Below are 24,184 nucleotides of genomic sequence, written 5' to 3'. Positions count from 1 at the left end.
GCGCACCGGGGCTGCCGTGCGGCGGTCGGCACGGCACGGATAGCCTGCGCGAATGACGCGAATGACGCGGAGGACTCGAATGACTCGAATGACGCGGATTCAGCGGGCCGCCGGCGCGGTCGTCGGCTCGGCGGCGGGCGACGCCCTGGGCGGCCCCTTCGAGTTCGGTCCCCAGGGAGCGTTCTCCGCCCGGTTCCCCGCGCCCGGTGGGGGTGGGGAGATGTGCGGAGGCGGTGGCTGGGATCCCGGCGAGGCCACCGACGACACGCAGATGGCCGTCCTGGTCGCGGAGTCCCTTCTGGAGCGGGGCGGACTGGACCTGCCGGACGTCTTCGCGCGCTTCCAGCGGTGGGCGGCATCACAGCCCAAGGACATCGGCCTGCAGACCGAAGACGTCCTGACCAACGGCATGCCCTGGGACCTCGCCGCCGCGATCCATTTCCAGGTCAACCAGCGAGCTGCGGGAAACGGCTCCCTGATGCGGGCATCGACCTCCGCGGTCCACTTCGCGCCCGCAGGCCGGGAAGCCACCATGGACGCGGCCCGCCGCATCGCCGCCCTCACCCACGGCGACCGCGCGGCCTGGGAAGGCACCGCGATCTTCCACGAACTCATCCGCGTCACGTTCCAGGACACCGACCCCCTCACCGCGCTCCCGGACATCCTGGCCCTTGTCCACCCCGACCACCGCGACCGCTACGCCACCGTCCTGGCGCCCGACTGGCACCCCGATCAGGCGACCGAGTTCAACGGCGCCGTCTGGCCCTGCCTGGGCTCCGCCGTCTGGGCCCTGCGCACCACCACCGGCTTCGAGGACGCGATACGCGCGGCGATCGACCTCGGTGGTGACACGGACACCGTCGCCGCGGTGACCGGGGGCCTCGCCGGCGCGTACTACGGGTTGGACGCGATCCCCGCCCGTTGGACCCGCCCTCTCCATGTCCCCCTCCCGGGATTCGAGGGACGGGTGCTGAATCTGGCGGATCTGCTCCACCTCGCACACCGTCTCGCGGGCTGAACCGGGTGGTCCTGGGGCCTGTTCCTCCGCCCGCAGGGTTCCGTAGCGGTCGTGCGGCCGGCCATGCCATTCTCCGATCGGCAGACCCGCCTTCCGCCGCCGGAGGTCGACATGGCACTCCTTCCCGACATCACCGCGTACTACGATGCCGGCGATGAGGCCGGCCGCCTCACTTCCGGGCGCACCATCGGGACGGTCGAGCTGGTGCGGACACAGGAACTGCTGCGTGCACACCTTCCGCCCTCGCCCGCGTCCGTGCTGGACGTCGGCGGCGGCCCCGGAGTGCATGCCCGCTGGCTCACCGACAGCGGCTATCAGGTTCTCGTCGTCGACCCGGTGGAGAACCACGTACGGCAGGCCCGCCGGCGGGGACTGGCTGCCTGCGTGGGTGACGCGCGGCAACTCGGCCAGGACGACGTTTCGTTCGACGTCGTGCTGATGCTCGGCCCCCTCTACCACCTGCCGGACGCAACCGGGCGTGCGCGTGCCTGGCGGGAGGCTCACCGCGTCGTCAAGCCCGGTGGCCTGGTCGCTGCGGCCGCGCTCAACCGGTATGCCAAGCTCATGGACCTGGACTCGCCCCATGCACTGGACATCGCGGCGAGCGGGCTGCGCGTCCGCGGGGACGGCCCCACCACGTACTACCACGACCCTTCGGAGCTCTGCGCCGAGGCCCGGCAGGCCGGCTTGGGTGACGTGGTGGTCCACGGGCTGCACGGGCCCGCCTACGAGGCCTTGAGAGCCGAAGAGCGCCGGACCGGGAAGAAGGACCTGGGGGCGAAGGCGCTGGAATCCGCCCTGGCTGCCGCCCGGTTCGCCGACGGCCGTCCGGAGCTCGTGGTGTCGAGCCTGCACCTACTGGCGGTCGCGCGCCGACCACGCGCCCCGCGGACACGAGAACGACGCCGGCGCGTCCGGCCATGATGCGTTTCTGCGGCTTCACGTCCGGACCCGCGGACAGCTGCCGTGCTGACGTCCCGCGCCGCCCTCGCCGCCCGCGCCGCCCTCATTCCGCGCGATGCGGCTTGTGCGGTGCCACCCGCAGCCGCGCCGTCGCGGGAAGCCGGCCTCGGCCGGTGGACTGCCGGGCACGCGCCAGAGGACCGTCGCACAGTGTCCGCAGAACCGATCCGGGCCCACTGTCCGGGCTGAGGGTGACATCGAGTTCGGCCGCGGGATGGCCGGCCGGGCCGACCATTCGGGCCCGCGTCCCTGTCACGCCGGGCTGTCGGCGGGCATCGGCGGCCAGGGCATCGCTCAGGGCGCGCTCACGCAGCTCCACGTCATCGACCGTCGGTTCCCCGAGGGAGATGTGGCCGGGGTGCGTGCGGCGCAGTTGTACCAGCAGCCACCAGAGAGCGAGTACGAGGACGAGGGCCAAGGCGGCGATGACCACGGGCCACCACCATCCTTCGTTCACCCAGCGGGTGCGGTCGGCGGCGGTGAGTACGACGTCGCGCGGACCGGTCAGGGGCCAGCCGGTGGGAGGGGTCAGGTGCCGGCGCCGGTACACATCGAAGCCGCCCGCCAGGACAAGGAGGCCGATGCCGAGCAGGACGATGCCTGCCAGAGCCAACAGGATCCGGTTGATCGCTGACTTCCTCATGGGATCCCTTCTTCCGTTCTTCCGCTCTCGCGAACTGAGCGTCGAGGGACGGGTCACTTTCTGCGCGGGCGGGGCCGCGCCCGTACGTCCAGCCGCAGTGGGCGGGCCAGCGCAAGGCGGTCCATCTGCTCCCGCAGAGCGGCCAGCAGATCGGCCCGTACATCGGCTGCGGCGCGGAAACGCACATCCGCCCGGGCCGCGACGCGATGCCGGCCGACCCGGATCCTTGCACCGCTGACGCCAGGTACGCGCATGGCTGCGTCGCGCAGCAGGAGGCCCACCGCGTCGCGGTCCAGCACGGCCCGCACCTGCTCCTCGGGGGATCGCAGAGGCAGCCGCCGGCGCAGACCTGGTGTCACCGCCAGGACGAACAGCCAGAGGCCGAGGAGGGCGACGCAGGCGCCGCCGATCTGCATCCAGAGGTCGTCCAGCGGGCGCGTGGCCATTTCATCGGCCAGGCGAGTGCGCCACGCCGCGGCGGACTGACCGGCACGGACCCTCACGATGTCGAACAACAGCGTCGCCGCGGCAGCCGCGATGACCAGCGCCGTCAGTGCGGCGGGTATCCGGCGTGCGGACCACGGACGACGGGCCGTCCGGGAACGCGAGGCGTTCCCCGCCTTCGCGGCGGTCGAAGGGGCCGGCGAAGCGTGTGGCGCCAGTGCCGCCGAGCGCGACGTGGCTCCGGCCCCATGGGCACCCACCGTTTCTCCTGCAGGGCCTTGGTCCCGTTTCATACCGGCTCTCCTTCCGGTGGCGGCGCCGACCGCCTCACTGCACACGCCGGCCTTCCGGGCCGCCGGAGCTGACCAGGTGCTCGACGGCCAAAGTGACCTCCGAGACCCTCATGCCGGTCAGCTGGGAGATGCGCTCGCTGACGTAGTGCTGCACTTGGCGGGAGGCCTCGGCCAGGTCCGCGGGGTACGGCAGGTCCAGGCTCAGTCCCAGCCGGGCCACGCCGTTCTTGACGGAGACGGAGGCGCGCGGAGCGGGCGACCTCCCATGGGCGGGCGGTCGGCCCCCGCCCCGCTGCATGGCCAGAGCCTCCCGAGTGGCTCGGACCGCCAGGAGGGCCACGACCTTGTCGGGTATCACCGTGGCACCGCGTTGTGCCGGCGGTACCACCACCGGAGCCGCCGGATCCGCCCCCGTTCCCTGTGAGGCACCGGCCGGCTGCGAGGTCATCGCCGCTCCCGGGAATGCACGAAGTCGGACATCTCCAGGTCACCCTGCAGCATGCGACCGATCACCAGACCCACCGCGCCCAGCACCGCGACGAGGAGGAAGGCCCAGAAACCTCCGAAGAATGCGGCGAATCCCAGAGCCATACCGGCCAGCAGGCCCACTGTTGCTGCGCTCATCCAACTCACCTGAATTTCGTATGTGACGTTTACCTGTTTCCGCCCCGGGGTCCGGCCGGGCCGGCCGTGAGGGGGCGGGGGGGGGGCTCACTCCCGGCTCACTCCCGGGTCACTGCGAGCTCACCGCGGAGCTCACTGCACCCGGCCCTCGCCCCCCTCCTCGTCCTCCTCATCGGCCAGGTGGACGTCGTCGACGGTGATGTTCACCTCGACGACCTCCAGACCGGTCATGCGTTCCACGGCCGTGATGACGTTGGTCCGGACGTCACCCGCGACGTCCACGATGGCCACGCCGTACTCCACGACCACATCGAGATCGACGGCGGCCTGCCGCTCGCCCACTTCCACCTTCACGCCGCGGCTCACACTGGGACGGCCGCCCGGGACCATGTCCTTCACGGCCCCCAGCGTGCGGGCCACTCCCGCGCCGAGGCTGTGGATGCCCGGGACCTCGCGGGCGGCCATTCCGGCGATCTTCTCCACCACGCTGTCGGCTATGGTCGTCCGGCCCCGCGTCTCCGGCGCCGTCCCCGCGCCGCTGCGGCCCGTCAGCGTCTTGCCCGTAGGGGCCGACTCGCGCTCGTTCCCACCTGCGGCGGGGTTGATGGTGTCCGACATGAGGACCTCCCCAGAGTGTCCGTCGGGGCGCCGGTGAGGTGCCCTCCAATCGTTGGACACCGGACGGGGACATTCCTCACCCGGCTCCCGAGGCCCGCACCGCATACCATCGAGAGGTGCGTACGCGACCGCGAGACCGTTCCCCGTAGAAAGCGAGCGGCGATGCGCCACAGGACCAGACCGCCCTTCACGGCGCGGACCTCCCGCCGCGGCCGACGCCGCGGCCGATCGCCGACGCCATGAGCGGCCGGAGCACCTCCGCCGACCTGACGGACGACATGCTGGTGGTGAGGGCCGGCGAAGGGGATGACGACGCCTTCGCGGTCCTGGTCCGCCGGCACAGCAACCGTCTGCTCGCCCTCGCCCAGCGTCTGCTCGGCAGCCGGGCAGACGCCGAGGACGCCGTCCAGGAGTCCTTCCTCAGTGCGTGGAGGCAGCTGCCGGAATTCCGTCATGGCGCCTCCTTCGGTACATGGATGTACCGGATTGTCACCAACCGCTGCCTCAACGTCCTGCGCCGCCGACCCCGCCCCGCATCCCTGGACACCGTTCCCGAGCCCGCAGCCGTGGACGCCGGCAGCTCCCCGGCCCGGGCCGCAGAGACGGACGCCGCCACAGCGGCCTTGGCGCGAGCGCTCCTGGACCTGAGCCCCGACCTGCGCGTGTGCTGGGTACTGCGGGAGCTGCACGGCCTGCATTACGAAGAGATCGCCCACCTTGTGAACACCAGTGAGATGACCGTACGCGGCCGGCTCTTCCGCGCACGACGCGCTCTGACGGAGGCGATGCGCCCATGGCGATAGACGACCCGCACCGCTCCGGCAGCGAAGAGTTCGGAACCGGAGACGGAGATGGCGCGACGGACACGGCGTCCACGGGCCCCGAGGCCGAATCTCTGGCCGGGGCCGAACTTCTCCCGTGCGGACGCCCCCTCGGCCGTGCCTGGGAGCAGGCCCGCAATCCCGCCGCGCTCGCGGCCGACCCCCATACCGGCACCTGCGCCTACTGCCGGGAAGCCGTCGAAGGACTGACGGCCCTGGACCGTGCGACCCGGGCTCTGCGCGCCGAGGAACTTCCCGACGGCCACGGCCTCGCCAACCGGGTCATCAACGCCGTCCGCGCCGAGACCCGGCTGGGCGCCATGCTGCTGCTCGACGATCCCGCACACGACCTGCGCATCGCCGAAAGCGCCGCTGCGAAGATCTTGCGCCGAGCCGCCGACAGCATCCCCGGAGCCCGCGCGGCCAGCTGCCGTCTCACCCCGGACCGCGGCAGCGAGAGCGTGCACGTGGTCGCCATCACCCTCGCGGCCGCCCTCGACGAACCCTTCCCGGAGCGCGCCGAACACGTACGCCAAGCCGTCTTCGACGCGGCCCGCCACGTCCTCGGCCTCGCCGTCACAGCCGTCGACCTCACGGTGAACGCCGTACTCGAGCCCACGCCCCCACGCGGTTCGGAAGGATCCACAGGAGGTGAGGAATGACCGCCGCCGATCACCGCGAAGGCGTCCACCTGGCCGCGGCCCGAGCAGCCCTCGCCGTTCCCGGCGTGGCAGCACTCCAGCCCTCCCTCACCGAACGTCTGGCGCTCGCCGCGTCCCGGACGCGGCACGCCGCGACAGGCGCGCAGGCCACCTCCCGTCCCGAGGCGGCCGGCATCCGCTCCGAGCCCACCCGGGAGGACGGTTGGCACATCGAAGTGCGCTGTGTCCTGCACCTCGACCGCCGGGCGATCGATATCGCCCGACAGGTACGCGAGCAGGTGCGCACCGCGGTCACGACCTACCTCGCCCAGCACGGGACGACGGTTGGACCGGTCACCGTCCTGGTCACGATCACCCGCACGGTATGACCGGGGGCAGCGCCTGTGGGCTTTCGCTTCCCCCGGCGGTTCGTCCGGCCGCCGCGGCCCAGGGGGAGGGCAGCCGCCGGGGAACGGCCCTCCTGGTATGGGCCCAACGGACCCGTCCGGGGCCCGATCGGCCCATGACCCGGCACGGGTCCCAGGGTGACGCTGGCAGCGGACGGCCTCCCGGCTGCCCACGTCCGTCGACCCGGGAGCTGAGCCATGAACTGGAACGGTCACACGATGGGTGGCTGGGGCTGGTTCGCCATGTCCCTCACCACGTTGCTGGTCGTGGCCCTGATCGTCACCGTGACCACCTACATCCTGCGCCCCCTCACCCGGGGGACCGCGCAGTCCGAGGCCCCCTTCGCCCCCGACACGGAGTCCGATGCCGATGAGGGGGACGAGTGGCTTCTCGCGGAACGTTTCGCCAGGGGCGAGATCGACGCAGAGGACTACCTGAAGCGGCGCGCGGTACTGCGTACCCGAACCAGCTCGCGTACGCCGATGTGAGGCGCTCGTGGCTGCCGGCGATGAGACGTGACCGGTCGTGGCGTGCGAGGCCGCCACGTGCGATCCGGGCGACCGCCCCGCACGACTCGGCACCCGCGTGACCAGCGGAAAGGCAGTCCCCATGACCATATTCAGCGCCGCCCCCTGCGCCCTGCAGGACGCTGTCCGCACACTCGGCACGCCAATGCCGGACGACACCGTCACCCCGTCCCACCTCGTGCTGCCGGACGGGGACGCCAGCCCGGCACAGGTACGCGCACTGCTCTCCGAGAGGGCCTGATTCCGGGATGACAGCCATGCACAGCCGTTTCGAACCCGACCGGCAGCTGACCGCCCGCATGCTGCTCACGATGTTCCTGCTCGGGCTGGTGTACGTGGCCTTCATCGCCGCGCTGGTCGCACTGCTCAAGTCCACCGTCCTGGTGGTCGTGATCGCGGCCGGGATGCTCGCCGCGCAGTTCTGGTACTCGGACCGGATCGCCCTGTACGCCATGCACGGCCGCCTGGTCACGGCCGAGGAGCAGCCGCAGCTGCACGGGGTGATCGACCGCCTGTGCGCCAGCGCGGACATGCCCAAACCCCGCGTGGCCGTCTCAGACATGGACCTGCCCAACGCGTTCGCCACCGGCCGCAACGCCGACCACGCCGTGGTCTGCGTGACGACCGGACTGATGCGCCGCCTGGAGACCGAGGAGCTGGAGGGCGTGCTGGCCCACGAACTGTCACACGTCGCCCACCGCGACGTGGCGGTGATAACCATCGCCTCGTTCCTGGGCGTGATCGCCGGACTTGTCGTCCGCTTCGCCTTCTACTCACAGCTGTTCGGCGGCCGCGACCAGCGCGATCAGAACACCGCGGTCGTGTTCGCCGCCGTCATGGCGGTCTCCGCCCTCGTGTACGCCATCAGCTTCCTGCTCATCCGGGCCCTGTCCCGCTACCGCGAACTGGCCGCCGACCGGGCAGCGGCCATGCTGACCGCCAAGCCGTCCGTCCTGGCATCGGCACTGACCAAGGTCAGCGGCGACATCGCCCGCATCCCCACCGAGGACCTGCGTACCGCCCAGGCGTTCAACGCGTTCTTCTTCGCCCCCGCTCTCCATGCCGGCACGGCGGTGGCGAACCTGTTCTCCACCCACCCGAGCCTGGAACGCCGGCTCGCGGCCCTCGCCGAGATCGCCGCCGAGCTGGGCGGGCCGGGCGGCGGGACACCGTGAGAGAAGGGAGTTGAGGTCCCGTGGGTTTCTGGGACACGCTGCTCGGGCGGTCCGAGCCGGTCGGGCCGGACCTGGACCAGCTCTTCGGGCTGCCCTCGGCCGCCGTCACCCTCCAGGCGGCCGTCGGATTCACTCCGACCGGAGCGGGCTCGGTCTGCTTCGCCTCCATCGAGGGCGGCGCCTTCACCCAGGTACAGCAAGAGGTACGGTCCCTGCTGGAGGCGGACTCGGAACGCGGCGGCGCACCGGTGGAGTGCAGCCGTGACGGCTACGGCTACTCATGGCTGCTCTCCCGGCGCGCCCCCGACGACCTGCCCGCGCTGGTGGGAGACCTGCACGCGGTCAACACGGCCTTGCAGGACAGCGGCTTCGGCCCGCAGCTGCTGTGCTCCCTGGTGTCCTTCCACGACGCCGCGCGGCGCCCCCTCGCCCTCGTCTACCTCTACAAACGCGGCACCTTCTACCCCTTCGCGCCGCTGCCCGGCCAGAAACGCGACAACCCCCTGGAACTGCAGGTCAAAGCCGTGCTCAAGGACGACCTGCACATGGAGGAAGAACTGACCCGCTGGTTCCCGCTGTGGGGTGCCCCCGGGCTGTGAGGAGGCCGACCGCCGCGGCAGGGACGGAACACTCAAGTACCCCGCCACGCTGCGCATTTCGACTGTTCCTTAACGGGCAGCTGACGTATTCTTGACGCCTGGTGTGCCGGGAAGTCTGGTCGGCGGTCAGGAGTCATGGGCTGTTCCATGGGCTCCGGCTCTCGCCTCGAAAGGCATCCCCCATGACCGCCATACAGCAGCCGGCTGTGCCGGTGCCCGCACCGGGAGGCACCGGACACCGAGGCCCGCGGCGCTCGGTCCTCTTCTTCGCCTTCGCCTTCGCCGTGATCGCGGACCCCGTCTCCTCCGTCGCCTACGCCATCGAAGCGGCCCTGCGCGCCCTCCACGGAGACCTCGCCCTGCTCCTCGCCACCATGTCACTGGTGGTGGGCCTGGTCGTGGTGGTCACCGCCAACTACTGGCAGCTGGTACGCCGCTTCCCCAAGGGCGGAGGGGCCGCTGCCGCCGCGGGGCGGGCCTTCGGGCCGCGCTGGACGTTCGTACCCATCGGCGCGCTCGTCGTCGACTTCGTCCTCACCATCGGGATCTCCATCTCGGCCGCCGCCAGCGCCGTGATCGCGCTCTTCCCCGCCGTCGCGCCCCTTCGCATCCCGATCGCCCTGCTCCTGCTGGTGGTGGTCGCGGGCCTGACCTGGTTCGGGCACGGCGGCCGGCTGCTGTTCGCCGTGATGACCGTCCTGTTCGTCGTCGTCTGCGTCGCCGTCCTCGTACGTGGTTTCGTCTCACCGCACGCCATCGGGGACGCCCCCGCCTCGACCGACCCGGGCCGCTCGGCCGCGCTCGCCGTCGTACTGGCCTTCCCCGTCGCGATGGCCCTGGCCACCGGCGTCGAGGCACCGTCCACCGCGATCGCCCAGCTGGGGCAGCTCGACGACACCCACCGCCGCCGCTTCGGGCGCGGCACCCTCGCCCTGCTCCTGGTCATCGTCGGCGGGCTCACCCTCGGCCTCACCGCCCTGGCCGTACGGCTGCACATCGGCATCCCGGGCGAGGACTCCACCCAGATCGCCGACATCGCCCAGGCCGCCACCGGATCCGGCTGGCTCTACGGGGCCTTCCAGCTGACCAGCTCCCTGCTCCTCCTCGCCGCTGCCAGCTCCTCCTTCCAGGCCGGCCCGGGGCTCCTCAAGGCCCTCGCCGGAACCCCGGACCACCCGGGTATCCTCCCGGCGGCGCTGGGCCGGACCAATCGGCACCACACCCCGTACTGGTCCGTCGTCGTCTACCTGGCCGCGGCCGCCGTGATCATCGTCGCCTCCGCCGGTAAGGAGCAGGAACTCGTCCTCTTCTATGCGGTCGCGGTCTTCGTCAGCTTCCTCGTCGGCCTGCTGGCCATGACCCGCTTCGCCCGTACCGAGCGCAAGCCGGCCCTCGCCTGGCTCAACGGCGCGGCAGCCGCCGCGGTGGCCTTCACCCTCCTGGTCAACCTGCTCCGCGGCTGGCCCGTCCTTTCCCTCGCCGCCACCCTCGCCATCGCTGCGGCCTTCTTCCTCCGCTGGGTCCGAGCCGGCCGCCCCTCCGGCATCGAGGACGTCGAAGCCCGCGCCGAAGCCGACTGACGGAAGGCGGCGCCTCGTCGGCGACGGTTGCCGGGTCCCGACGCCGAGGGGCCCCTCGCCGCGAGCGAGGGGCCCCGTCGCCCGTTCTCAGGCGGCCGACGCCACGGACGTCAGCCAGGCGTTCCAGTCGCTCTCGTAGTCCAGCGAGGTGAGGAAGGAGCGGGCGGCGGTCCAGTTCCCCGTGCGGTAGTGGCCGAGCACGGTCGCGACGTCGGCGGGGTGCTTCTCGACCATGTAACGGGCCGCGAGGTAGCCCCAGTTGTAGGTCCGGTTGACGTCGCTGTTGGCGTAGGTGGTGTCGAACAGCGTGCGCAGGGAGTACGTGTGCTTGCCGGCCTCGGCCAGGGCGTTGGAGTAGGTCACGCCCCGGTAGGAGTAGGAGACGTACTCCGCGATGCCCTCGCCCCACCACACGGTGGGGGTGGACTGGCCGGCGTCGAAGTCCCCGTACAGGTCGAAGCGGCCGTCGAGGTAGTGGGTGTACTCGTGGTTGAGGTTCCAGATCTGCCAGCCGGGGCTCACGTCCGTGCGCTCGTAGCAGATGAACCGTGGCTGGTTGCCCGTCCGGGCGGGGTCCCCCTCGAGATACATGCCGCCGTTATTGGTGTCGATGCCGTAGATCCTCCCCGCGTAGGCCTTGTAGTCGGCGCTCGAGTTGAAGACGTCGACTTCCAGGGTGGTGTTGTAGTCGTCGGCGACCGGCCCGGAGTCCCGCACCACGCCGTGGAAGTAGGCGTCCTGGTTCGCGAGGCTCGCGCAGGTCGCCGTCAGCTGGGCGGTGGTCATCTCCTGGGCACGGATCCGCAGTGAGGGGCTGCAGGTGTGGACGATCGGCAGGATGCGTGATTCCAGCTTGCCGCCGGTGGTCCCGGTCGCACCGGGAGCGCCTTTCGCGGTGCCGTGGGCCGGTCGCTGGCCAGGGTCCGAGAAGACGTGGTCCGGCTTGGGGTCGGCCTGGGCGGCGTGGGCGGGGGAGGCCGCGAAGGCGGCTATGAACAGGGCGGTGGCGACGGCCATGGCGCGCAAAATTCACTCCTGGGGATGGGAGTTGGGTCCCGTCCTTGACGGGCTGCGCTGTAAAATGGCACATGTGACATGTCCTTTTCAATATTCATGACAGGGTCCATCGAGACCCCACGTCGCCCGGCCCACGGGGGTCGCCGCCGCCGGGCCCCCGGAGCGGTGGCTGCAACCTCGGGCTCGACTCGCACAAGTGAGGGCGGGTGAGGTGGCGGAAGCGGGGCAGGCGCCCCCTGAAACGTCGGAACGCGAAGCACGAGGAGGAGCCTTGAGTGACTTCCGGAACGCGAGCCGCCCGGACGGGAGCAGCACGGCGGCCGCAGCACAGACCGTTCAGGACAAGGCCGGTGAGGGAGCGTCACTGATCGGCGACAAGGCCGCCGAGGTGGGCGGCACGGCCAGGGAACAGGCGGCCCACGTCGTGGGCGAGGCCACCACGCAGGCCCGTGACCTCGTCGATGAGCTTCGTACACAGCTCACCGGCCAGGCCGAGACGCAGACGCAACGACTGGCGGAGAACGTGCGGAGGCTGTCGGAGGAGCTCCGGGAGCTGGGCGAGAGCGGCAAGCCGGACTCCACCATGGCGGGCGTCGCCCGCCAGATCGCCGACAGCGGACGTCAGATGGCCGATCACGTGGAGAAGCGGGGCCCCGACGGGCTGGTCACCGACCTGCAGAACTTCGCTCGCCGCCGTCCGGGGGTCTTCCTCGCCGGCGCGGCGCTGGCCGGGTTCCTCGTCGCGCGAGCCGGCAAGGGCGTGAGTGCGGCGGCCTCGAGGCAGAGCCCGGACGGATCGGGCACCGGGCGGGGAGCGGACGTGCCGGCCGTGGCCGCCAGGCCCTCGACAGGGCTGGGTGAACCCGCGCAGGTCATGCCGCCGCCGCCGTCCTACCCGCCGAACGGATCGCCCGCCCGGGGCAGCGGCTCCATGGGGCCCGGGGAAGGGATCTGAGATGGCCCTCTCCTCCCACGAACGGCCCGTGGCGCCCACCCGTCCGCCGGTCCCGCCCCCGCCCGCGACGCACTCCGAGCCGTCGCTCGGAGACCTCGTCGGTGAGATCGGCCGGGACCTGTCCCAGCTGGTCAGGGATGAGATCGAGCTGGCCAAGGCCGAGATGAAGCAGGAGTCCGCCAAGGCGGGCAAGGCCGTCGGCATGCTGGGCGGAGCGGGATACGCCGGGCACCTCGTGCTGCTGTTCGGCAGCCTGGCCCTGGTCTTCGCGCTGGCCAACGTCATGGATCCGGCCTGGGCCGCTCTGATCGTCACGGCCGTCTGGGCCGTCGTCGGCGGTGTGCTCTACGCGAAGGGGCGCGAGCGACTGCGCACCGTCAACCTCAAGCCCGAGCAGACGGTGGACACCCTGAAGGAGGACGCCCGATGGGCGCGACACCTGAAGAGCTGAGGCTCGACATGGAATACCGGCGAGCACACCTCTCGCGCAATGTCGACCGCCTGGCGGACCGGATGACCCCGAGCAGGATGGCCCGCCGCAAGGTGGATTCCCTGCGCGACCACGTGAGTGGAGTGAAGGAGCGCGTGATGGGTACTGCACAGGACGCCGCGCACGGCACCTCCGCGAGCCTGCACCAGGCCGCCGGCAGCGTGACGGAAACGGCCAAGGAGGTCGGTGGTGACGTGCAGCAGGCCGTGCAGGAGGCCGTGCAACAGGCCCCGGACCGGATGAAGCGGCCGACGCAGGGCAGTCCGCTCGCGGCCGGCCTGATGGCTTTCGGCGCCGGGATGCTCGCGGCCGCGCTCCTGCCGACCACCGAGGCCGAGGAACAGGCCGGCCGGCGCCTGCGTGAGCACTCGGACGAACTGCTGGAACCGGTCAGGCAGACCGCCCTCGACGCTGCCCGGGAAGTACGGCAGGAGCTTCGGCAGCCGGTCGAGGAAGCCGTGGAATCCGTCAAGGGCACGGCGCAGGAGGCAGTGGCCACGACCACCGCGCGCGCACGGAGCGCCGGCCGGGAAACCGCCGGCGAACTGCGCGAGGTCGGGCGGGAGACCGCAGCCGAGATACGCACGGACCCCGGCGACCAGCGCCCCGGATAGGCGGGGCGGCGCCCGGCTGCGACGACGGCGGGCCCGGCCTCCGAGTACACCGGAGGCCGGGGCCGAGGTCTGGCGATGGGCCGCGGCCCTGTCCGCTCCCCGATCCAGGAAGACAGCGCCCCCAGGAGGTCGCCGGCGCGGCGGTTCACGCGGGCGGTCGGGACGTGGGATCGGCTTCGGCCGCGTCAGCGAGGGCTTGGGCTGCGGCTCGTGCGGCCTGCGCGGCGTCGTCGGCCGCCTGGTCCGCCCTGTCCTCCGGGGGACCGCCGTGGGTGGCCCGGGACGGGGGCAGGACCTCGTTGAAGGCGCGGCTGACGTTCTGCAGCGCGGAGGTGACCTCGCCGGGAATGATCCAGAAGGTACTGCCCGGCCCCTGGGCCAGCTGCGGCAGCGCCTGAAGGTACTGGTACGCCAGCACCTTGGGATCGGGGTCGTTGCGGTGCACCGCCTGGAACACCTCGTCGATGGCACGGGACTGCCCCTCGGCGCGGAGGATCTCGGCCGTTCGCTCACCTTCGGCGCGCAGGACGGCTGACTGCTTCTCCCCTTCGGCGGTGAGGATCTGTGACTGCCGTTGTCCCTCGGCTCCCAGGATCGCGGCGCGCTTGTCCCGCTCCGCTCGCATCTGCTTCTCCATCGCGTCCTTGATCGACTGTGGTGGGTCCACGGCTTTGATCTCGACGCGGTTGACCCTCAGACCCCATTTGCCGGTCGCCTCGTCCAGCACGCCGCGGAGCTGGCTGTTGATGGTGTCGCGGGAGGTCAGGGTCTTCTCCAGGTCCATCGATCCCACCACGTTGCGCAACGTGGTGACGGTGAGCTGTTCGACCGCCTGGAGGTAGCTGGCGATCTCGTACGCCGCGGCCCGCGGGTCTGTGACCTGGAAGTACAGGACGGTGTCGATCTCGACGACGAGGTTGTCCTCGGTGATGACCGGTTGGGGTTTGAAGGAGACGACCTGCTCCCGTAGGTCGATCACGGGATACACGCGGTCGATGTAGGGGATGACGACGTTCAGGCCGGGTGTCAGCGTGCGGTGGTAGCGGCCCAGCCGTTCGACGTTCCGGGCGCGGGCCTGGGGCACGATGCGCACGGCCCGCACCACGGTGAAGACGGCGAAGACTGCGACGATGACGCCGGCGACGACCCAGGCTTCCATGGTCACTCCCGCGGGTAGACGAACGCTGTACTGCCACTGATCTCCACCACGTCGGTGGTCGTCCCCGGCGGGATGACGAGCGTCTCGTCGTAGGGCCGGGCGGTCCACTCCTCGCCTCCGATGCGGACCCTGCCGCCCTGCGCGGACACCTCACTGACGACGTACGCAGGCTGTCCCACCAGTGCCTCCACGCCGAACCGTGCCTCCTGGCGGGGTGAAAGGCGGCGCAGCGCAAGCGGGCGTACGAAGACCACGCTGAGCGTCGCGACACCGGCGAACACCAGGAACTGCAACGGCACGGACAGGCCGAGCGCGGCGGCGCCGGCGGTGACGGCCGCCGCCGCGGCAAGCAGCCCCAAGGCAGCCGTGAGGGTGAACACCTCCGCGACGGCCAGCACCGCCGCCGCGACCAGCCACATCAGCCAGGGCTCCACGAATGGCCTCCTCCCGTGCGGAGCGACCGGAGGCATGTGGGTGTGATTCGCTCCATTTGAAATGGAATTTACCCATTTCTTGTACCTGGAATCCGGCCCGCTCGGAGCGCGGAGCCCCTTGGCTAGGCGCCGGGCGGGTTCGGCTCGTCCTCGATCTGTTCCTGGGTGATGATCTGGAGTTCGTTCGTGCGCTCGTTGCGGATCCGGTAGACCGCGTGCGGCCCGGGATCGCGTACTTCCTCGATCCGCCCCTGGTGCAGATCCTCGCGGCCGTCACGGTAGGTGACCCGGTCCTTCTCGGCGGGAACCATAGCTCCTCCTCGTCACGGGATGCCGCGGTCGTCGCCCCCGCGACCGAGCTGCCCTGCGAAGCTGGTCAGCCCCGCCGGGAGCGGGGCTGCGGGATTCGTCTGCCCCGGACCGGCCTCTCCACACCTGCCCTGTGCGGTCGGCTGCCCTGTCGGCGCCGAAGCGGCCTCCGTGCCACGATCGCACGGCCCGGCGAAGCCCCGAGGCGTGAGCGTGAGCCGGCCACGGCGGGGCAGACGCGGGCCATGGCGATGTCGACGCAGAGGATCGGAGCGCGATGAGCGAGCAGAGGCAGCAGCACGGCCGGACCGCCACCCCTCCCTCTCAGGCACCCGGCGAGAGCGGTGACGAAGAGGCCCGCAAGGAAGCCGACGAGGCGCTTGTCGAGACGAACGAGGGCGAGGCCGGTGACGCGCTGACCCCGAACAGCGGGGCGCAGCGCCGGGCCGCCGAGAAGACCGGTGATGCCGGGATGCCGGAATAGGGACCCAGGGCGACTGGTCTCAGTGCCCCGCCGGGCGTGGGACCAGTCGTCGGTGCGCCCGACACCCGACACCCGACACCCGCACCCGTCTGCCGGCCGACGCCGTGGCCACCCGCGCAGACGCAAGGCGTCAGGCGCGTTGAGCCGCTTGAGGGGCGCCCCTCGGGAAGGCCGTTTCCCCGGAGCCGCCTGTTGGTGGCGGTCCCCGCCAGGGAGATCGGACAGTGGGCGTGGACCCCGGTGTCGTGGCGAGAAGCACCGGGCGAGGGGCTTGGACTCTGGCCCTCCCCGTTCCCCGCCTCGGCCTCCTCTTCGGCCCCTCCTCGCAGGGGGAGTTCAGCCCGCCACGGGACGGACCCGGTGTCCCTCCTGGCGCCCTCACGCGAGGCATCGCGGAGCGCCGCGGTGACGCAGGGCTCTCACCCATATGCCCGCTCCGTGGGCGGTGGGCCGCGGACTCGGGCACCGTGAGGTGACCCTGCGGGCTGTTCGAATCGCGGACGACGCCGCTTCCGCTCGCTCGAAGAGGAGATCTCGATGGGCTCTGTCGCGTCACGGAACTGGGAGCACGCGGTCGTCACCGGAGGCGCGGGCTTCGTCGGCTCGCACCTGTGCTCCGCCCTGATCGAGGCGGGCACCGCCGTCACCTGCATCGACGACTTCAGCACGGGACGGCCCGAGAACGTCGGCCACCTGACCGGCCGGCCCGGATTCACCCTCGTGGAAGCGAACGTGTCCAGGCCCTTCTCGGTGGGCCGGCCCGTGGACCTGGTATTCCACCTTGCCTCGCCCGCCTCTCCCGCCGACTATCTCCGGCTGCCCCTGCACACGCTGGAAGCGGGCAGCCTCGGCACTCGCAACGCGCTGGAACTGGCACACCGCAACGGAGCCCGCTTCCTGCTCGCCTCCACCTCCGAGGTGTACGGCGATCCGCAGGAGCACCCTCAGAACGAGCGGTACTGGGGCCACGTCAACCCGGTGGGCCCGCGCAGCGTCTACGACGAGGCGAAGCGTTTCGGGGAGGCCTTCACCGTGGCGCACGGCTCGGCGCTCGGCACCGACACCTGTGTCGTGCGGCTGTTCAACACCTACGGCCCCCGCATGCGGGGCTACGACGGCCGTGCCGTACCGACCTTCATCCGCCAGGCCCTGGCCGGCAAGCCACTGACGGTCACGGGCGACGGTCGGCAGACGCGGTCGCTCTGCTACGTCGACGACACCGTCTCGGGGATCCTCGCGGCGGCCGCGCACACCATGCCGGGCCCCCTCAACCTCGGCAACCCCGCCGAGCTCACCATGCTGGACCTGGCCCGCTGGATCGTCGAACTGACCGGTTCCACCTCGGAGATCGGCTTCGTGGAGCGTCCCACTGACGACCCCGCCGTGCGGTGCCCCGACATCACGCTGGCCCGCGACAAGCTGCAGTGGGAACCGCTCGTGACGGCCGAGGAGGGACTGCGCCGCACCATCGCCTGGTTCCGGGCCCATCCGGACAACTGACCCCGGGGGCGGGCAGGTTGCCGTCACGACCGCGCCCAGGCGCCGACGGCCCGCGCGTCCCACAGCCGAAAGGCCTGCTCCGCCATGCGCATTCTCGGCATCAACGCGATCTTTCACGACCCCGCCGCCGCACTCGTCATCGACGGACGCACCGTCGCCGCCGCGGAGGAAGAACGGTTCTCGCGGCGCAAGCACGGCAAGCGGCCCGTCCCGTTCTCCGCGTGGGAGCTGCCCGAGCAGGCGGCGGCGTGGTGCCTGCGCCACGCCGGACTGCGCCCGCAGGACCTGGACGCCGTCGCCTACTCCTACGATCCCGCCCTCGCCCTTCCCGCCGACGCCATGGGCCTGGACGACCCGTGGGACCACGTGCGGCAGACGTACGCCCGCCAGGCACCCGGCTTCCTGGCCGCGTCGCTTCCCGGCCTCGACCCCGCCCTCGTCCGTTTCGTACCGCACCACATGGCGCACGCCGCTTCGAGCGCCTTCGCCGCCGACGGCGCGGACAGCAGCGCCGTACTGGTCCTCGACGGCCGGGGCGAGCGGGCCTCGCACCTGGCGGCGCAGCGGACCGGCAGCCGACTGGAACCGCTGTACGCGCAGGACCTCCCGCACTCGCTGGGCCTGGTGTACGAGGAACTCACCGCCCACCTCGGTTTCCTGAGGTCCTGCGACGAGTTCAAGGTGATGGCTCTCGCCTCCCACGGCACCCCGCGCATGCTGGCCGAACTCCGGCAGTACGTGTACCCGACCGGCGACGGCGGCTTCCACGCGACCGGTGTCCCCTGGCACGAGCTGTGCCCGCCGCGCGGCGCCGACGAGCCGTGGACCGCCGCCCACGCCGATGTCGCGGCGAGCGCGCAGGCCGTACTGGAGGAAACGCTCCTCGACCTCGCGCGCTGGCTCCACGGCCGCACCCGCCACGACGTCCTCACCCTGGCCGGGGGCGTCGCCCTCAACTGCGTCGCCAACTCCCGCATCGCCCGCGAGGGCCCCTTCTCCCGCGTCTGGGTGCAACCCGCGGCCGGTGACGCCGGAACGGCCCTCGGCGCGGCGCTGCTCCTCGCCGCCGGAACGGGGGACGACCCGGAGCCGATGGCCGGCGCCGACCTGGGGCGCGACTGGTCCGACGCGGAGATCGGCGCCTGGCTGAAGACGGCCGGTGTGCCCTTCGAGCGGCCGCCGGACATCGCCGTCGCCGTAGCCGAGGCGCTCGCCGAAAACGCCATCGTCGCCTGGTTCCAGGGCCGGTCCGAGTACGGACCGCGCGCCCTGGGCCACCGCTCCCTGCTGGCGCATCCCGGCCACGCCGGGAACCTGGAACGCCTCAACGACGTCAAGGGCCGGGAGCAGTTCCGGCCCGTGGCCCCCATGGTGCTCGCCGAGCGGGCATCCGAGATCTTCGACGGCCCCATGCCCAGCCCGTACATGCTCTTCGTCCACGACGTGGCCCCCGAGTGGCTGGAGCGGATCCCGGCGGTCGTGCACGTCGACGGCACGGCCCGCATCCAGACCGTCGACGCGGAGCGGGAGCCGCTGGTCGCACGCATGCTCACCGAGTTCGAACGCCGTACGGGCCTGCCGGTGGTCGTCAACACCAGCCTGAACACCGCCGGCCGGCCCATGGTGGACGACCCCCGGGACGCCCTGGAGTGCTTCGGCTCGTCCCCCGTGGACCTGCTCGCCATCGGGCCGTACGCCGTCCGGCGCGGCGCGCTGTTCCGCGACGGAGAGGAAGCGTGACGCCATGACGCACCAGCCGGAAACCGAGAGGTACGCCGTGGTGGTGCCCACCCTCGGCAGACCCAGTCTGGGCGTCTGCCTGGAAGCCCTCGCTGCCGCCACGGATCACGGCGGCGGCCCGGCCGCGGTCGTCCTGGTCCATGACCGGCCGGACACCGCCCCGGAACCCGCCGCCCTGGGAGTGCCGCCGGCCCTGCTCCCGGTGACCACCGTCGTGGCCGGCGGCGGCCGGGGGCCCGCAGCCGCCCGCAACCTCGGTGCCCGGGCGGCCGGCCGGGTGCCGTGGATCGTCTTCCTGGACGACGACGTGGTGCCCGGCCCCACCTGGGGCCGCGACCTGGCGCGGGACCTGGCCACGGCGTCCCGCCACACGGCCGCCGTCACCGCCCGCATCGACGTGCCGTTGCCCTCGGAGCGGCGCCCCACGGACTGGGAGCGCAATACCGCCGGCCTCTCGACCGCCCGCTGGATCACCGCCGACATGGCCTTCCGGCGCGAGGCCCTGGAGGCCGCCGACGGGTTCGACGAACGCTTCCCACGCGCCTTCCGGGAAGACGCGGACCTGGCCCTCAGACTTCTCGACGGCGGCTGGACCCTGGCCCCCGGCACCCGCCGCACCACGCACCCGGTACGGCCCGCCGACCGCTGGGTGTCCGTGCGCGTACAGGCCGGCAACGCCGACGACGTGCTGATGAACCGGCTGCACGGCTCCGGCTGGTGGGAGCGGGCCGCCGCTCCGCGCGGCCGGCTGCGCCGCCACGTCGCCGTCACCGCCGCGGCCGTCGCCGCCGTCGGCTGCGCCCTGTCCGGCAGGGCCGGTGCCGCAGCCGTATGCGCGGCCGGCTGGCTGGCCGGCACCGCGGAGTTCGCCGTGGCGCGGATCGCGCCCGGGCCGAGGACCCGTACGGAGACCACCACCATGCTGGTGACCAGCGCGCTGATCCCGCCCGTCGCCACCTGGCACTGGCTCAGGGGCTGGGCGGCGCACCGGAACGCCCGCCCCCTCGGACCGGCGCGCCCGCCGCTGGGGGATGCCGCGGATCCGGAGCAGACGCCGCGCGAACGGGTGCGGACATGAAGCCCCCGCCCACCGGACGCCCCCGTGCCGGGGCGCGGCCCTCGGACGGGCCCTGGCCCTCGGACGGGCCCTGGGTCTGGGACGGCCCCTGCGCGGCCTCGCCTCCCCGCGGCCCCGACGGCAGGCTGCCGGAAGCGGTCCTCTTCGACCGCGACGGCACCCTCGTCGTCGACGTCCCCTACAACGGAGACCCCGGCCGCGTGACCCCCATGCCGTCCGCCCGCGCCGCGATATCGGCCCTGCGCGACCGGGGCATCCCCGTCGGTGTCGTCAGCAACCAGTCCGGCGTCGGCCGAGGGCTGCTGACTCCGGGCCAGGTGGACGCCGTACGCCTGGGCATCGACGCCCTGTTCGGGCCGTTCGACGTGTGGGCCGTGTGTCCGCACCGCCCCGACTCGCGCTGTGGCTGCCGCAAGCCCGCGCCCGGCCTGGTGCTGGCCGCCTGCGAACGGCTCGGCGCAGACCCGGGACGCACCGTCGTCGTCGGCGACATCGGCGCCGACGTGCGGGCGGCCGAGGCAGCCGGAGCGCGGGGCGTCCTCGTACCGACGCCCGTGACGCGCCCCGAAGAGGTCGCCGCCGCCCGGGAGACGGCACCCGACCTCCTCGGGGCCGTCCGCCTCATCCTGGCGTCCGACCGGCCCGTACGCGCGAGCGGACCCGCACGGTGAGCGCCCCGCGCAGCCTGGTCGTACGCCTCGACAGTGCCGGTGACGTCCTGCTGGCCGGCCCCGCGGTGCGCGCGGTGGCGGCCGGGTCGTCCCACACCACTCTGCTGTGCGGCCCCCAGGGCCTCCCGGCGGCCCGGCTGCTGCCGGGCGTGGACGAGGTGCTCGTCTACGCCGCCCCGTGGGTGGGCCTGGAACCGAACCGCACCTCCCGCGAGGAATGCGGACTGCTGGTGGACGCCCTGGCCGCCCGTCGCTTCGACCGGGGCGTGATCCTGGTGTCCTACCACCAGAGCCCGCTGCCGGCCGCCCTGCTGCTGGCCCTCGCCGGCGTCGAACGCGTCGCCGCGGACTGCGAGGAGTACCCCGGCTCCCTGCTCGACCTCAGGCACCGGAGGCAGCGCGGCAGGCACGAGGCCGAAGCCGCCCTCGACCTCGTCCGTGCCTTCGGCTACCGCCTCCCCCTGGGGGACGACGGTTCACTGGCGATCACCCCGTTCCCCGACTCGACCCGGCTCACGGGCCCCGAACCGTACGTGGTGCTGCATCCGGGGGCCGCGGTGGCCTCTCGCAGGTGGAGTGCGGCCAGGGCGGCCCGTGCCGCGGCGGCCCTGCACGGCGCGGGGCACCGGGTGGTCGTCACGGGCAGCCGGGCGGAGAAGGAACTGACCGCCGAGGTCGCGGGCCGCCACGGCCTCGACCTGGGCGGCGCCACGGCCGACCTGCACGAGCTGGCGGGCGTCCTGGCGCGCGCCGGGGTCGTCGTGACCGGCAACACCGGTCCGATGCACCTCGCCTGCGCCGTGGGCACCCCGGTGGTCTGCGCCTTCGCTCCCGTCGTCCCGGCCGAGCGGTGGCGTCCGTACCACGTGCCCCACGCCCTGCTCGGCGACCAGAGGGAGGCCTGCGCCGCCAGCCGGGCCCGCGACTGCCCGGTGGCGGGGCACCCGTGCATCGACGGCATCGGCGACGACGAGGTGCTGGCCGCCGTGGCCGGGCTCATCGGGGCCGCGCCCTCGAACGGGAACCCGGCCCCCACGGTGGGCACCGACGTGAGACACCGAGGAGCAAGCGCATGAACATCCTGCTGTGGCACGTCCACGGATCGTGGACCACCGCGTTCGTCCAGGGACCCCACACCTATCTCGTCCCCGTCACGCCGGACCGCGGACCCGACGGCCTGGGGCGCGCGCGGACCTTCGCCTGGCCGGACTCGGTCCGCGAGGTCACTCCCGCCGAACTGGCGCAGACACCGGTGGACGTCGTCGTACTGCAACGGCCCCACGAGGCGGAACTCGCCGAACGCTGGCTCGGGCGCCGCCCGGGCCGTGACGTGCCCGCGGTGTACCTGGAACACAACGCACCGGACGGCGACGTGCCCAACACCCGCCACCCGTGCGCCGGCCGCACCGACCTGACGCTGGTGCACGTCACGCATTTCAACCGGCTGTTCTGGGACAACGGCACGACGCGCACCGAAGTCATCGAGCACGGGATCGTCGACCCGGGACACCTCTACACCGGCGCGCTGCCCCGCGCCGCCGTCGTCGTCAACGAGCCCGCACGCCGGCACCGCCACACGGGCACCGACCTGCTGCCGGCCCTGGCCCGGTCCGCGCCGCTCGACGTCTTCGGCATGCGGACCGAAGGACTCGCCGGGCACCTGGGGCTGCCCCCCGACCGGTGCCGCTCGTACGAACTGCCCCAGCGGGACCTGCACGCGGCCATGGCGGAGCGCCGGCTCTACCTCCATCCCGTGCGCTGGACGTCCCTCGGGCTGTCCCTGCTGGAGGCCATGCACCTGGGCATGCCGGTCGTGGCGCTGGCGACCACGGAGGCCGTGGAAGCGGTCCCGCCCGGCACCGGCGTCCTGTCCACCCGGCCCGACGTCCTGGCCCGCGCGGCCCGCCACTACCTCGACGAACCGGCGGCCGCCGCCGAAGACGGCGACCGCGCCCGCCAAGCCGCCCTCGAACGCCACGGCCTCAAACGCTTCCTGGCCGACTGGGAGCGCCTGCTGACGGAGGTACGGTCATGACCTCGGCCCGTCTGCGGTCGACCGGCCCGCCCCACCGCGCCCGGCGCCCGCTGTCCCTCGCGCTGGTCTCCGAGCACGCGAGCCCGCTCGCGACCCTGGGCGGAGTCGACGCCGGAGGACAGAACGTGCACGTGGCCTGCCTGGCCGGGGCCCTCGCCGACCGCGGCCACCGCGTGACCGTCTACACCCGCCGCGACGCCCGGGACCTGCCCGAACGCACGGTGCTGCGCCCCGGCGTCATGGTGCACCACGTCCCGGCCGGACCGGCCGAACACCTGCCGAAGGACGAGCTGCTGCCGCACATGCGGGAGTTCGCCTACTACCTCCTCCTGCAGTGGCAGCACGGACGGGGCCCGGACCTGGTCCATTCGCACTTCTGGATGTCGGGGCTCGCCTCCCTCACCGCCACGCGCGAGCTGCGGCTGCCGATGCTCCACACGTACCACGCCCTCGGAACGGTCAAGAAGAGGCACCAGGGCGGCGCCGACACGAGCCCGCCGTCACGCATCGGCCTGGAACGGGAGATCGGCCTGGGCTGCGACCGCGTGGTGGCCACCTGCCGGGACGAGGTCGCCGAGCTCGAACTGATGGGCGTTCCCGCCGACAAGGCCGACGTGGTCCCGTGCGGAGTGGACACCGAGAGGTTCCGCCCGGACGGCACGGCCGCCGGACGCGGGACGGCCTTCCGCCACCGGCTGCTCCAGGTCGGCCGGCTGGTACCGCGCAAGGGCGCCGCCGTCTCCGTCGCCGCGCTCGCGCACCTGCCCGGGGCGGAGCTCGTGATCGCGGGCGGCCCCGAGCCCGACCTCCTCGACCGTGACCCCGAAGTACTCCGCCTGCGCGAGCTCGCCCGGACCGCCGGGGTCGCCGACCGCGTGCGCTTCCTCGGCGCGGTCCCCTGCACCGACGTACCCGCCCTGTTGCGCAGTGCCGACGTCGTCCTGTGCCCAGCGGACTACGAGCCGTTCGGCATCGTGCCGCTCGAGGCCATGGCGTGCGGCCGGCCCGTCGTGGCCAGCGCCGTCGGAGGTCAGCTCGACACCGTGGCCGACCGGGAGACCGGACGGCTGGTACCGCCCGGCGATCCCGGCGCCCTGGCGGACGCCGTGGCCGGGCTGCTGGCCGATCCGGGTCTGCGCCAGGCGTACGGCGCGGCCGGGCGGCTCCGCGTGACCAGCCGGTACGGCTGGGAACACGTCGCCGCCGGCACCGAACGGTCCTACCGCTCGGCGCTCGCCCTGCGCCTCACCGCCGCCGGGGCCACATGAGCCCGCCGAAGGGGCCCCGCACCGTCACGAACGCCCTCCGCCGCCCGCCCGGTCCCTCCCGACCCGCGGCCCGGCC

General features: G+C 72.6%; 29 protein-coding genes and 1 pseudogene. 21 read left to right on the top strand and 9 right to left on the bottom strand.

Annotated elements, in window-relative coordinates:
* The first annotated feature begins 88 nt into the window (after window positions 1-88).
* Together ACZ6Y1_RS19845 and ACZ6Y1_RS19840 are read left to right on the top strand one after the other, a co-directional pair.
* A complete protein-coding gene (locus ACZ6Y1_RS19845) occupies window positions 89-1,018 on the top strand; it encodes an ADP-ribosylglycohydrolase family protein (protein WP_469631036.1) in 930 nt (309 codons plus the stop codon).
* A gap of 111 nt (window positions 1,019-1,129) precedes the next feature.
* Window positions 1,130-1,942 carry a class I SAM-dependent methyltransferase gene (locus ACZ6Y1_RS19840; protein WP_469631032.1) on the top strand — a complete coding sequence of 271 codons (813 nt, stop codon included), beginning with the start codon at window positions 1,130-1,132 and terminating at the stop codon, window positions 1,940-1,942.
* A gap of 82 nt (window positions 1,943-2,024) precedes the next feature.
* On the opposite strand, the gene amaP is transcribed toward ACZ6Y1_RS19840, so the two are convergent.
* The 5 genes from amaP to ACZ6Y1_RS19815 form a co-directional block, all read right to left on the bottom strand.
* A complete protein-coding gene (gene amaP, locus ACZ6Y1_RS19835) occupies window positions 2,025-2,624 on the bottom strand; it encodes an alkaline shock response membrane anchor protein AmaP (RefSeq protein ID WP_469631029.1) in 600 nt (199 codons plus the stop codon).
* 53 nt (window positions 2,625-2,677) lie between these two features.
* A complete protein-coding gene (locus tag ACZ6Y1_RS19830; protein WP_469631027.1) occupies window positions 2,678-3,070 on the bottom strand; it encodes a DUF6286 domain-containing protein in 393 nt (130 codons plus the stop codon).
* 325 nt (window positions 3,071-3,395) lie between these two features.
* A complete protein-coding gene (locus ACZ6Y1_RS19825; protein WP_469631024.1) occupies window positions 3,396-3,809 on the bottom strand; it encodes an Asp23/Gls24 family envelope stress response protein in 414 nt (137 codons plus the stop codon).
* Window positions 3,806-3,985 carry a DUF2273 domain-containing protein gene (locus tag ACZ6Y1_RS19820; protein ID WP_469631021.1) on the bottom strand — a complete coding sequence of 60 codons (180 nt, stop codon included), beginning with the start codon at window positions 3,983-3,985 and terminating at the stop codon, window positions 3,806-3,808. The genes ACZ6Y1_RS19825 and ACZ6Y1_RS19820 overlap by 4 nt, the downstream gene beginning before the upstream one ends.
* A gap of 132 nt (window positions 3,986-4,117) precedes the next feature.
* The gene (locus ACZ6Y1_RS19815; RefSeq protein ID WP_469631019.1) at window positions 4,118-4,603 is read right to left on the bottom strand and encodes an Asp23/Gls24 family envelope stress response protein; all 486 of its coding nucleotides are present in this window, start codon (window positions 4,601-4,603) and stop codon (window positions 4,118-4,120) included.
* A 239-nt stretch (window positions 4,604-4,842) separates the two neighbouring features.
* Between ACZ6Y1_RS19815 and ACZ6Y1_RS19810 the strand changes: the two genes are divergently transcribed.
* The 8 genes from ACZ6Y1_RS19810 to ACZ6Y1_RS19775 all read left to right on the top strand — a co-directional run bounded on the left by ACZ6Y1_RS19810 (window position 4,843) and on the right by ACZ6Y1_RS19775 (window position 10,354).
* Window positions 4,843-5,406, top strand: coding sequence for an RNA polymerase sigma factor (locus ACZ6Y1_RS19810; RefSeq protein ID WP_469631016.1), 564 nt, complete (start codon window positions 4,843-4,845; stop codon window positions 5,404-5,406).
* On the top strand, window positions 5,397-6,086 hold the full coding sequence (locus tag ACZ6Y1_RS19805; RefSeq protein WP_469631013.1) for an Asp23/Gls24 family envelope stress response protein: 690 nt from the start codon (window positions 5,397-5,399) through the stop codon (window positions 6,084-6,086). The genes ACZ6Y1_RS19810 and ACZ6Y1_RS19805 overlap by 10 nt, the downstream gene beginning before the upstream one ends.
* Entirely contained in the window at window positions 6,083-6,454 is a 372-nt protein-coding gene (locus ACZ6Y1_RS19800; protein ID WP_469631010.1) for a hypothetical protein, read from the top strand. The genes ACZ6Y1_RS19805 and ACZ6Y1_RS19800 overlap by 4 nt, the downstream gene beginning before the upstream one ends.
* A 216-nt stretch (window positions 6,455-6,670) precedes the next feature.
* Complete coding sequence (locus tag ACZ6Y1_RS19795; RefSeq protein ID WP_469631007.1) at window positions 6,671-6,961, top strand: SHOCT domain-containing protein; 291 nt, start codon at window positions 6,671-6,673, stop codon at window positions 6,959-6,961.
* Between the two features lie 121 nt (window positions 6,962-7,082).
* On the top strand, window positions 7,083-7,241 hold the full coding sequence (gene pspAA, locus ACZ6Y1_RS19790) for a PspA-associated protein PspAA (RefSeq protein ID WP_469631004.1): 159 nt from the start codon (window positions 7,083-7,085) through the stop codon (window positions 7,239-7,241).
* 16 nt (window positions 7,242-7,257) lie between these two features.
* The gene (gene htpX / locus ACZ6Y1_RS19785) at window positions 7,258-8,175 is read left to right on the top strand and encodes a zinc metalloprotease HtpX (protein WP_469631001.1); all 918 of its coding nucleotides are present in this window, start codon (window positions 7,258-7,260) and stop codon (window positions 8,173-8,175) included.
* Between the two features lie 20 nt (window positions 8,176-8,195).
* Entirely contained in the window at window positions 8,196-8,774 is a 579-nt protein-coding gene (gene pspAB / locus ACZ6Y1_RS19780) for a PspA-associated protein PspAB (protein WP_469630999.1), read from the top strand.
* Between the two features lie 182 nt (window positions 8,775-8,956).
* Window positions 8,957-10,354, top strand: coding sequence for an amino acid permease (locus ACZ6Y1_RS19775; protein ID WP_469630996.1), 1,398 nt, complete (start codon window positions 8,957-8,959; stop codon window positions 10,352-10,354).
* 96 nt (window positions 10,355-10,450) lie between these two features.
* On the opposite strand, the pseudogene ACZ6Y1_RS19770 reads toward ACZ6Y1_RS19775, so the two are convergent.
* Window positions 10,451-11,209, bottom strand: a pseudogene (locus ACZ6Y1_RS19770) (collagenase); the annotation flags it as partial.
* Between the two features lie 433 nt (window positions 11,210-11,642).
* Here ACZ6Y1_RS19770 and ACZ6Y1_RS19765 point away from each other — a divergent pair.
* Genes ACZ6Y1_RS19765 through ACZ6Y1_RS19755 form a run of 3 tightly spaced genes read left to right on the top strand, consistent with a single transcriptional unit; the run spans window position 11,643 to window position 13,430 of the window.
* The gene (locus ACZ6Y1_RS19765) at window positions 11,643-12,326 is read left to right on the top strand and encodes a hypothetical protein (RefSeq protein ID WP_469630993.1); all 684 of its coding nucleotides are present in this window, start codon (window positions 11,643-11,645) and stop codon (window positions 12,324-12,326) included.
* A 1-nt stretch (window position 12,327) separates the two neighbouring features.
* Window positions 12,328-12,777 (top strand): phage holin family protein, encoded by a 450-nt coding sequence (locus ACZ6Y1_RS19760; RefSeq protein ID WP_469630990.1) that lies wholly within the window; start codon window positions 12,328-12,330, stop codon window positions 12,775-12,777.
* Window positions 12,753-13,430 (top strand): DUF3618 domain-containing protein, encoded by a 678-nt coding sequence (locus ACZ6Y1_RS19755; protein WP_469630987.1) that lies wholly within the window; start codon window positions 12,753-12,755, stop codon window positions 13,428-13,430. Before ACZ6Y1_RS19760 ends, ACZ6Y1_RS19755 begins: the two co-directional genes overlap by 25 nt.
* A gap of 145 nt (window positions 13,431-13,575) precedes the next feature.
* On the opposite strand, the gene ACZ6Y1_RS19750 is transcribed toward ACZ6Y1_RS19755, so the two are convergent.
* From ACZ6Y1_RS19750 to ACZ6Y1_RS19740, 3 genes are all read right to left on the bottom strand, one after another.
* The gene (locus ACZ6Y1_RS19750) at window positions 13,576-14,589 is read right to left on the bottom strand and encodes an SPFH domain-containing protein (protein WP_469630984.1); all 1,014 of its coding nucleotides are present in this window, start codon (window positions 14,587-14,589) and stop codon (window positions 13,576-13,578) included.
* A gap of 2 nt (window positions 14,590-14,591) precedes the next feature.
* Window positions 14,592-15,023: an NfeD family protein gene (locus ACZ6Y1_RS19745; RefSeq protein WP_469630981.1), complete on the bottom strand. Its 432-nt coding sequence runs from the start codon at window positions 15,021-15,023 to the stop codon at window positions 14,592-14,594.
* Window positions 15,024-15,145: 122 nt separating this feature from the next.
* On the bottom strand, window positions 15,146-15,334 hold the full coding sequence (locus ACZ6Y1_RS19740; protein WP_469630978.1) for a hypothetical protein: 189 nt from the start codon (window positions 15,332-15,334) through the stop codon (window positions 15,146-15,148).
* Window positions 15,335-15,609: 275 nt separating this feature from the next.
* Here ACZ6Y1_RS19740 and ACZ6Y1_RS19735 point away from each other — a divergent pair, with 275 nt between their 5' ends.
* From ACZ6Y1_RS19735 to ACZ6Y1_RS19700, 8 genes are all read left to right on the top strand, one after another.
* A complete protein-coding gene (locus ACZ6Y1_RS19735; protein WP_469630974.1) occupies window positions 15,610-15,816 on the top strand; it encodes a hypothetical protein in 207 nt (68 codons plus the stop codon).
* A 537-nt stretch (window positions 15,817-16,353) separates the two neighbouring features.
* Window positions 16,354-17,316 carry an NAD-dependent epimerase/dehydratase family protein gene (locus tag ACZ6Y1_RS19730; protein WP_469630971.1) on the top strand — a complete coding sequence of 321 codons (963 nt, stop codon included), beginning with the start codon at window positions 16,354-16,356 and terminating at the stop codon, window positions 17,314-17,316.
* Between the two features lie 84 nt (window positions 17,317-17,400).
* Complete coding sequence (locus ACZ6Y1_RS19725; RefSeq protein ID WP_469630968.1) at window positions 17,401-19,056, top strand: carbamoyltransferase family protein; 1,656 nt, start codon at window positions 17,401-17,403, stop codon at window positions 19,054-19,056.
* A gap of 4 nt (window positions 19,057-19,060) precedes the next feature.
* Window positions 19,061-20,134: a glycosyltransferase family 2 protein gene (locus ACZ6Y1_RS19720; RefSeq protein WP_469630965.1), complete on the top strand. Its 1,074-nt coding sequence runs from the start codon at window positions 19,061-19,063 to the stop codon at window positions 20,132-20,134.
* Window positions 20,131-20,805, top strand: coding sequence for a D-glycero-alpha-D-manno-heptose-1,7-bisphosphate 7-phosphatase (locus tag ACZ6Y1_RS19715; RefSeq protein WP_469630963.1), 675 nt, complete (start codon window positions 20,131-20,133; stop codon window positions 20,803-20,805). Before ACZ6Y1_RS19720 ends, ACZ6Y1_RS19715 begins: the two co-directional genes overlap by 4 nt.
* Complete coding sequence (locus tag ACZ6Y1_RS19710) at window positions 20,802-21,881, top strand: glycosyltransferase family 9 protein (protein WP_469630960.1); 1,080 nt, start codon at window positions 20,802-20,804, stop codon at window positions 21,879-21,881. The genes ACZ6Y1_RS19715 and ACZ6Y1_RS19710 overlap by 4 nt, the downstream gene beginning before the upstream one ends.
* Entirely contained in the window at window positions 21,878-22,840 is a 963-nt protein-coding gene (locus ACZ6Y1_RS19705; protein ID WP_469630957.1) for a glycosyltransferase, read from the top strand. Before ACZ6Y1_RS19710 ends, ACZ6Y1_RS19705 begins: the two co-directional genes overlap by 4 nt.
* Entirely contained in the window at window positions 22,837-24,108 is a 1,272-nt protein-coding gene (locus ACZ6Y1_RS19700; protein ID WP_469630954.1) for a glycosyltransferase, read from the top strand. Before ACZ6Y1_RS19705 ends, ACZ6Y1_RS19700 begins: the two co-directional genes overlap by 4 nt.
* Window positions 24,109-24,184: the final 76 nt, after the last annotated feature.

The sequence above is a fragment of the Streptomyces sp. NPDC053432 genome, from assembly GCF_055585365.1.
Note: the sequence above shows the minus strand (reverse complement) of the source record. Positions and strands in the feature narration are given on the sequence as shown.

Bases quoted from the DNA above. Each gene is read 5' to 3' on its own strand.
- htpX (WP_469631001.1), top strand. From the start codon at position 7,258: ATGCACAGCCGTTTCGAACCCGACCGGCAGCTGACCGCCCGCATGCTG.
- ACZ6Y1_RS19805 (WP_469631013.1), top strand. From the start codon at position 5,397: ATGGCGATAGACGACCCGCACCGCTCCGGCAGCGAAGAGTTCGGAACC.
- pspAA (WP_469631004.1), top strand. From the start codon at position 7,083: ATGACCATATTCAGCGCCGCCCCCTGCGCCCTGCAGGACGCTGTCCGC.
- amaP (WP_469631029.1), bottom strand. From the start codon at position 2,624: ATGAGGAAGTCAGCGATCAACCGGATCCTGTTGGCTCTGGCAGGCATC.
- ACZ6Y1_RS19750 (WP_469630984.1), bottom strand. From the start codon at position 14,589: ATGGAAGCCTGGGTCGTCGCCGGCGTCATCGTCGCAGTCTTCGCCGTC.
- ACZ6Y1_RS19845 (WP_469631036.1), top strand. From the start codon at position 89: ATGACGCGGATTCAGCGGGCCGCCGGCGCGGTCGTCGGCTCGGCGGCG.
- ACZ6Y1_RS19820 (WP_469631021.1), bottom strand. From the start codon at position 3,985: ATGAGCGCAGCAACAGTGGGCCTGCTGGCCGGTATGGCTCTGGGATTC.
- ACZ6Y1_RS19725 (WP_469630968.1), top strand. From the start codon at position 17,401: ATGCGCATTCTCGGCATCAACGCGATCTTTCACGACCCCGCCGCCGCA.
- ACZ6Y1_RS19740 (WP_469630978.1), bottom strand. From the start codon at position 15,334: ATGGTTCCCGCCGAGAAGGACCGGGTCACCTACCGTGACGGCCGCGAG.
- ACZ6Y1_RS19810 (WP_469631016.1), top strand. From the start codon at position 4,843: ATGAGCGGCCGGAGCACCTCCGCCGACCTGACGGACGACATGCTGGTG.
- ACZ6Y1_RS19715 (WP_469630963.1), top strand. From the start codon at position 20,131: ATGAAGCCCCCGCCCACCGGACGCCCCCGTGCCGGGGCGCGGCCCTCG.
- ACZ6Y1_RS19815 (WP_469631019.1), bottom strand. From the start codon at position 4,603: ATGTCGGACACCATCAACCCCGCCGCAGGTGGGAACGAGCGCGAGTCG.
- ACZ6Y1_RS19830 (WP_469631027.1), bottom strand. From the start codon at position 3,070: ATGGCCACGCGCCCGCTGGACGACCTCTGGATGCAGATCGGCGGCGCC.
- ACZ6Y1_RS19700 (WP_469630954.1), top strand. From the start codon at position 22,837: ATGACCTCGGCCCGTCTGCGGTCGACCGGCCCGCCCCACCGCGCCCGG.
- ACZ6Y1_RS19775 (WP_469630996.1), top strand. From the start codon at position 8,957: ATGACCGCCATACAGCAGCCGGCTGTGCCGGTGCCCGCACCGGGAGGC.
- ACZ6Y1_RS19730 (WP_469630971.1), top strand. From the start codon at position 16,354: ATGGGCTCTGTCGCGTCACGGAACTGGGAGCACGCGGTCGTCACCGGA.
- ACZ6Y1_RS19760 (WP_469630990.1), top strand. From the start codon at position 12,328: ATGGCCCTCTCCTCCCACGAACGGCCCGTGGCGCCCACCCGTCCGCCG.
- ACZ6Y1_RS19795 (WP_469631007.1), top strand. From the start codon at position 6,671: ATGAACTGGAACGGTCACACGATGGGTGGCTGGGGCTGGTTCGCCATG.
- ACZ6Y1_RS19840 (WP_469631032.1), top strand. From the start codon at position 1,130: ATGGCACTCCTTCCCGACATCACCGCGTACTACGATGCCGGCGATGAG.
- ACZ6Y1_RS19720 (WP_469630965.1), top strand. From the start codon at position 19,061: ATGACGCACCAGCCGGAAACCGAGAGGTACGCCGTGGTGGTGCCCACC.
- ACZ6Y1_RS19735 (WP_469630974.1), top strand. From the start codon at position 15,610: ATGAGCGAGCAGAGGCAGCAGCACGGCCGGACCGCCACCCCTCCCTCT.
- ACZ6Y1_RS19755 (WP_469630987.1), top strand. From the start codon at position 12,753: ATGGGCGCGACACCTGAAGAGCTGAGGCTCGACATGGAATACCGGCGA.
- ACZ6Y1_RS19705 (WP_469630957.1), top strand. From the start codon at position 21,878: ATGAACATCCTGCTGTGGCACGTCCACGGATCGTGGACCACCGCGTTC.
- ACZ6Y1_RS19800 (WP_469631010.1), top strand. From the start codon at position 6,083: ATGACCGCCGCCGATCACCGCGAAGGCGTCCACCTGGCCGCGGCCCGA.
- ACZ6Y1_RS19825 (WP_469631024.1), bottom strand. From the start codon at position 3,809: ATGACCTCGCAGCCGGCCGGTGCCTCACAGGGAACGGGGGCGGATCCG.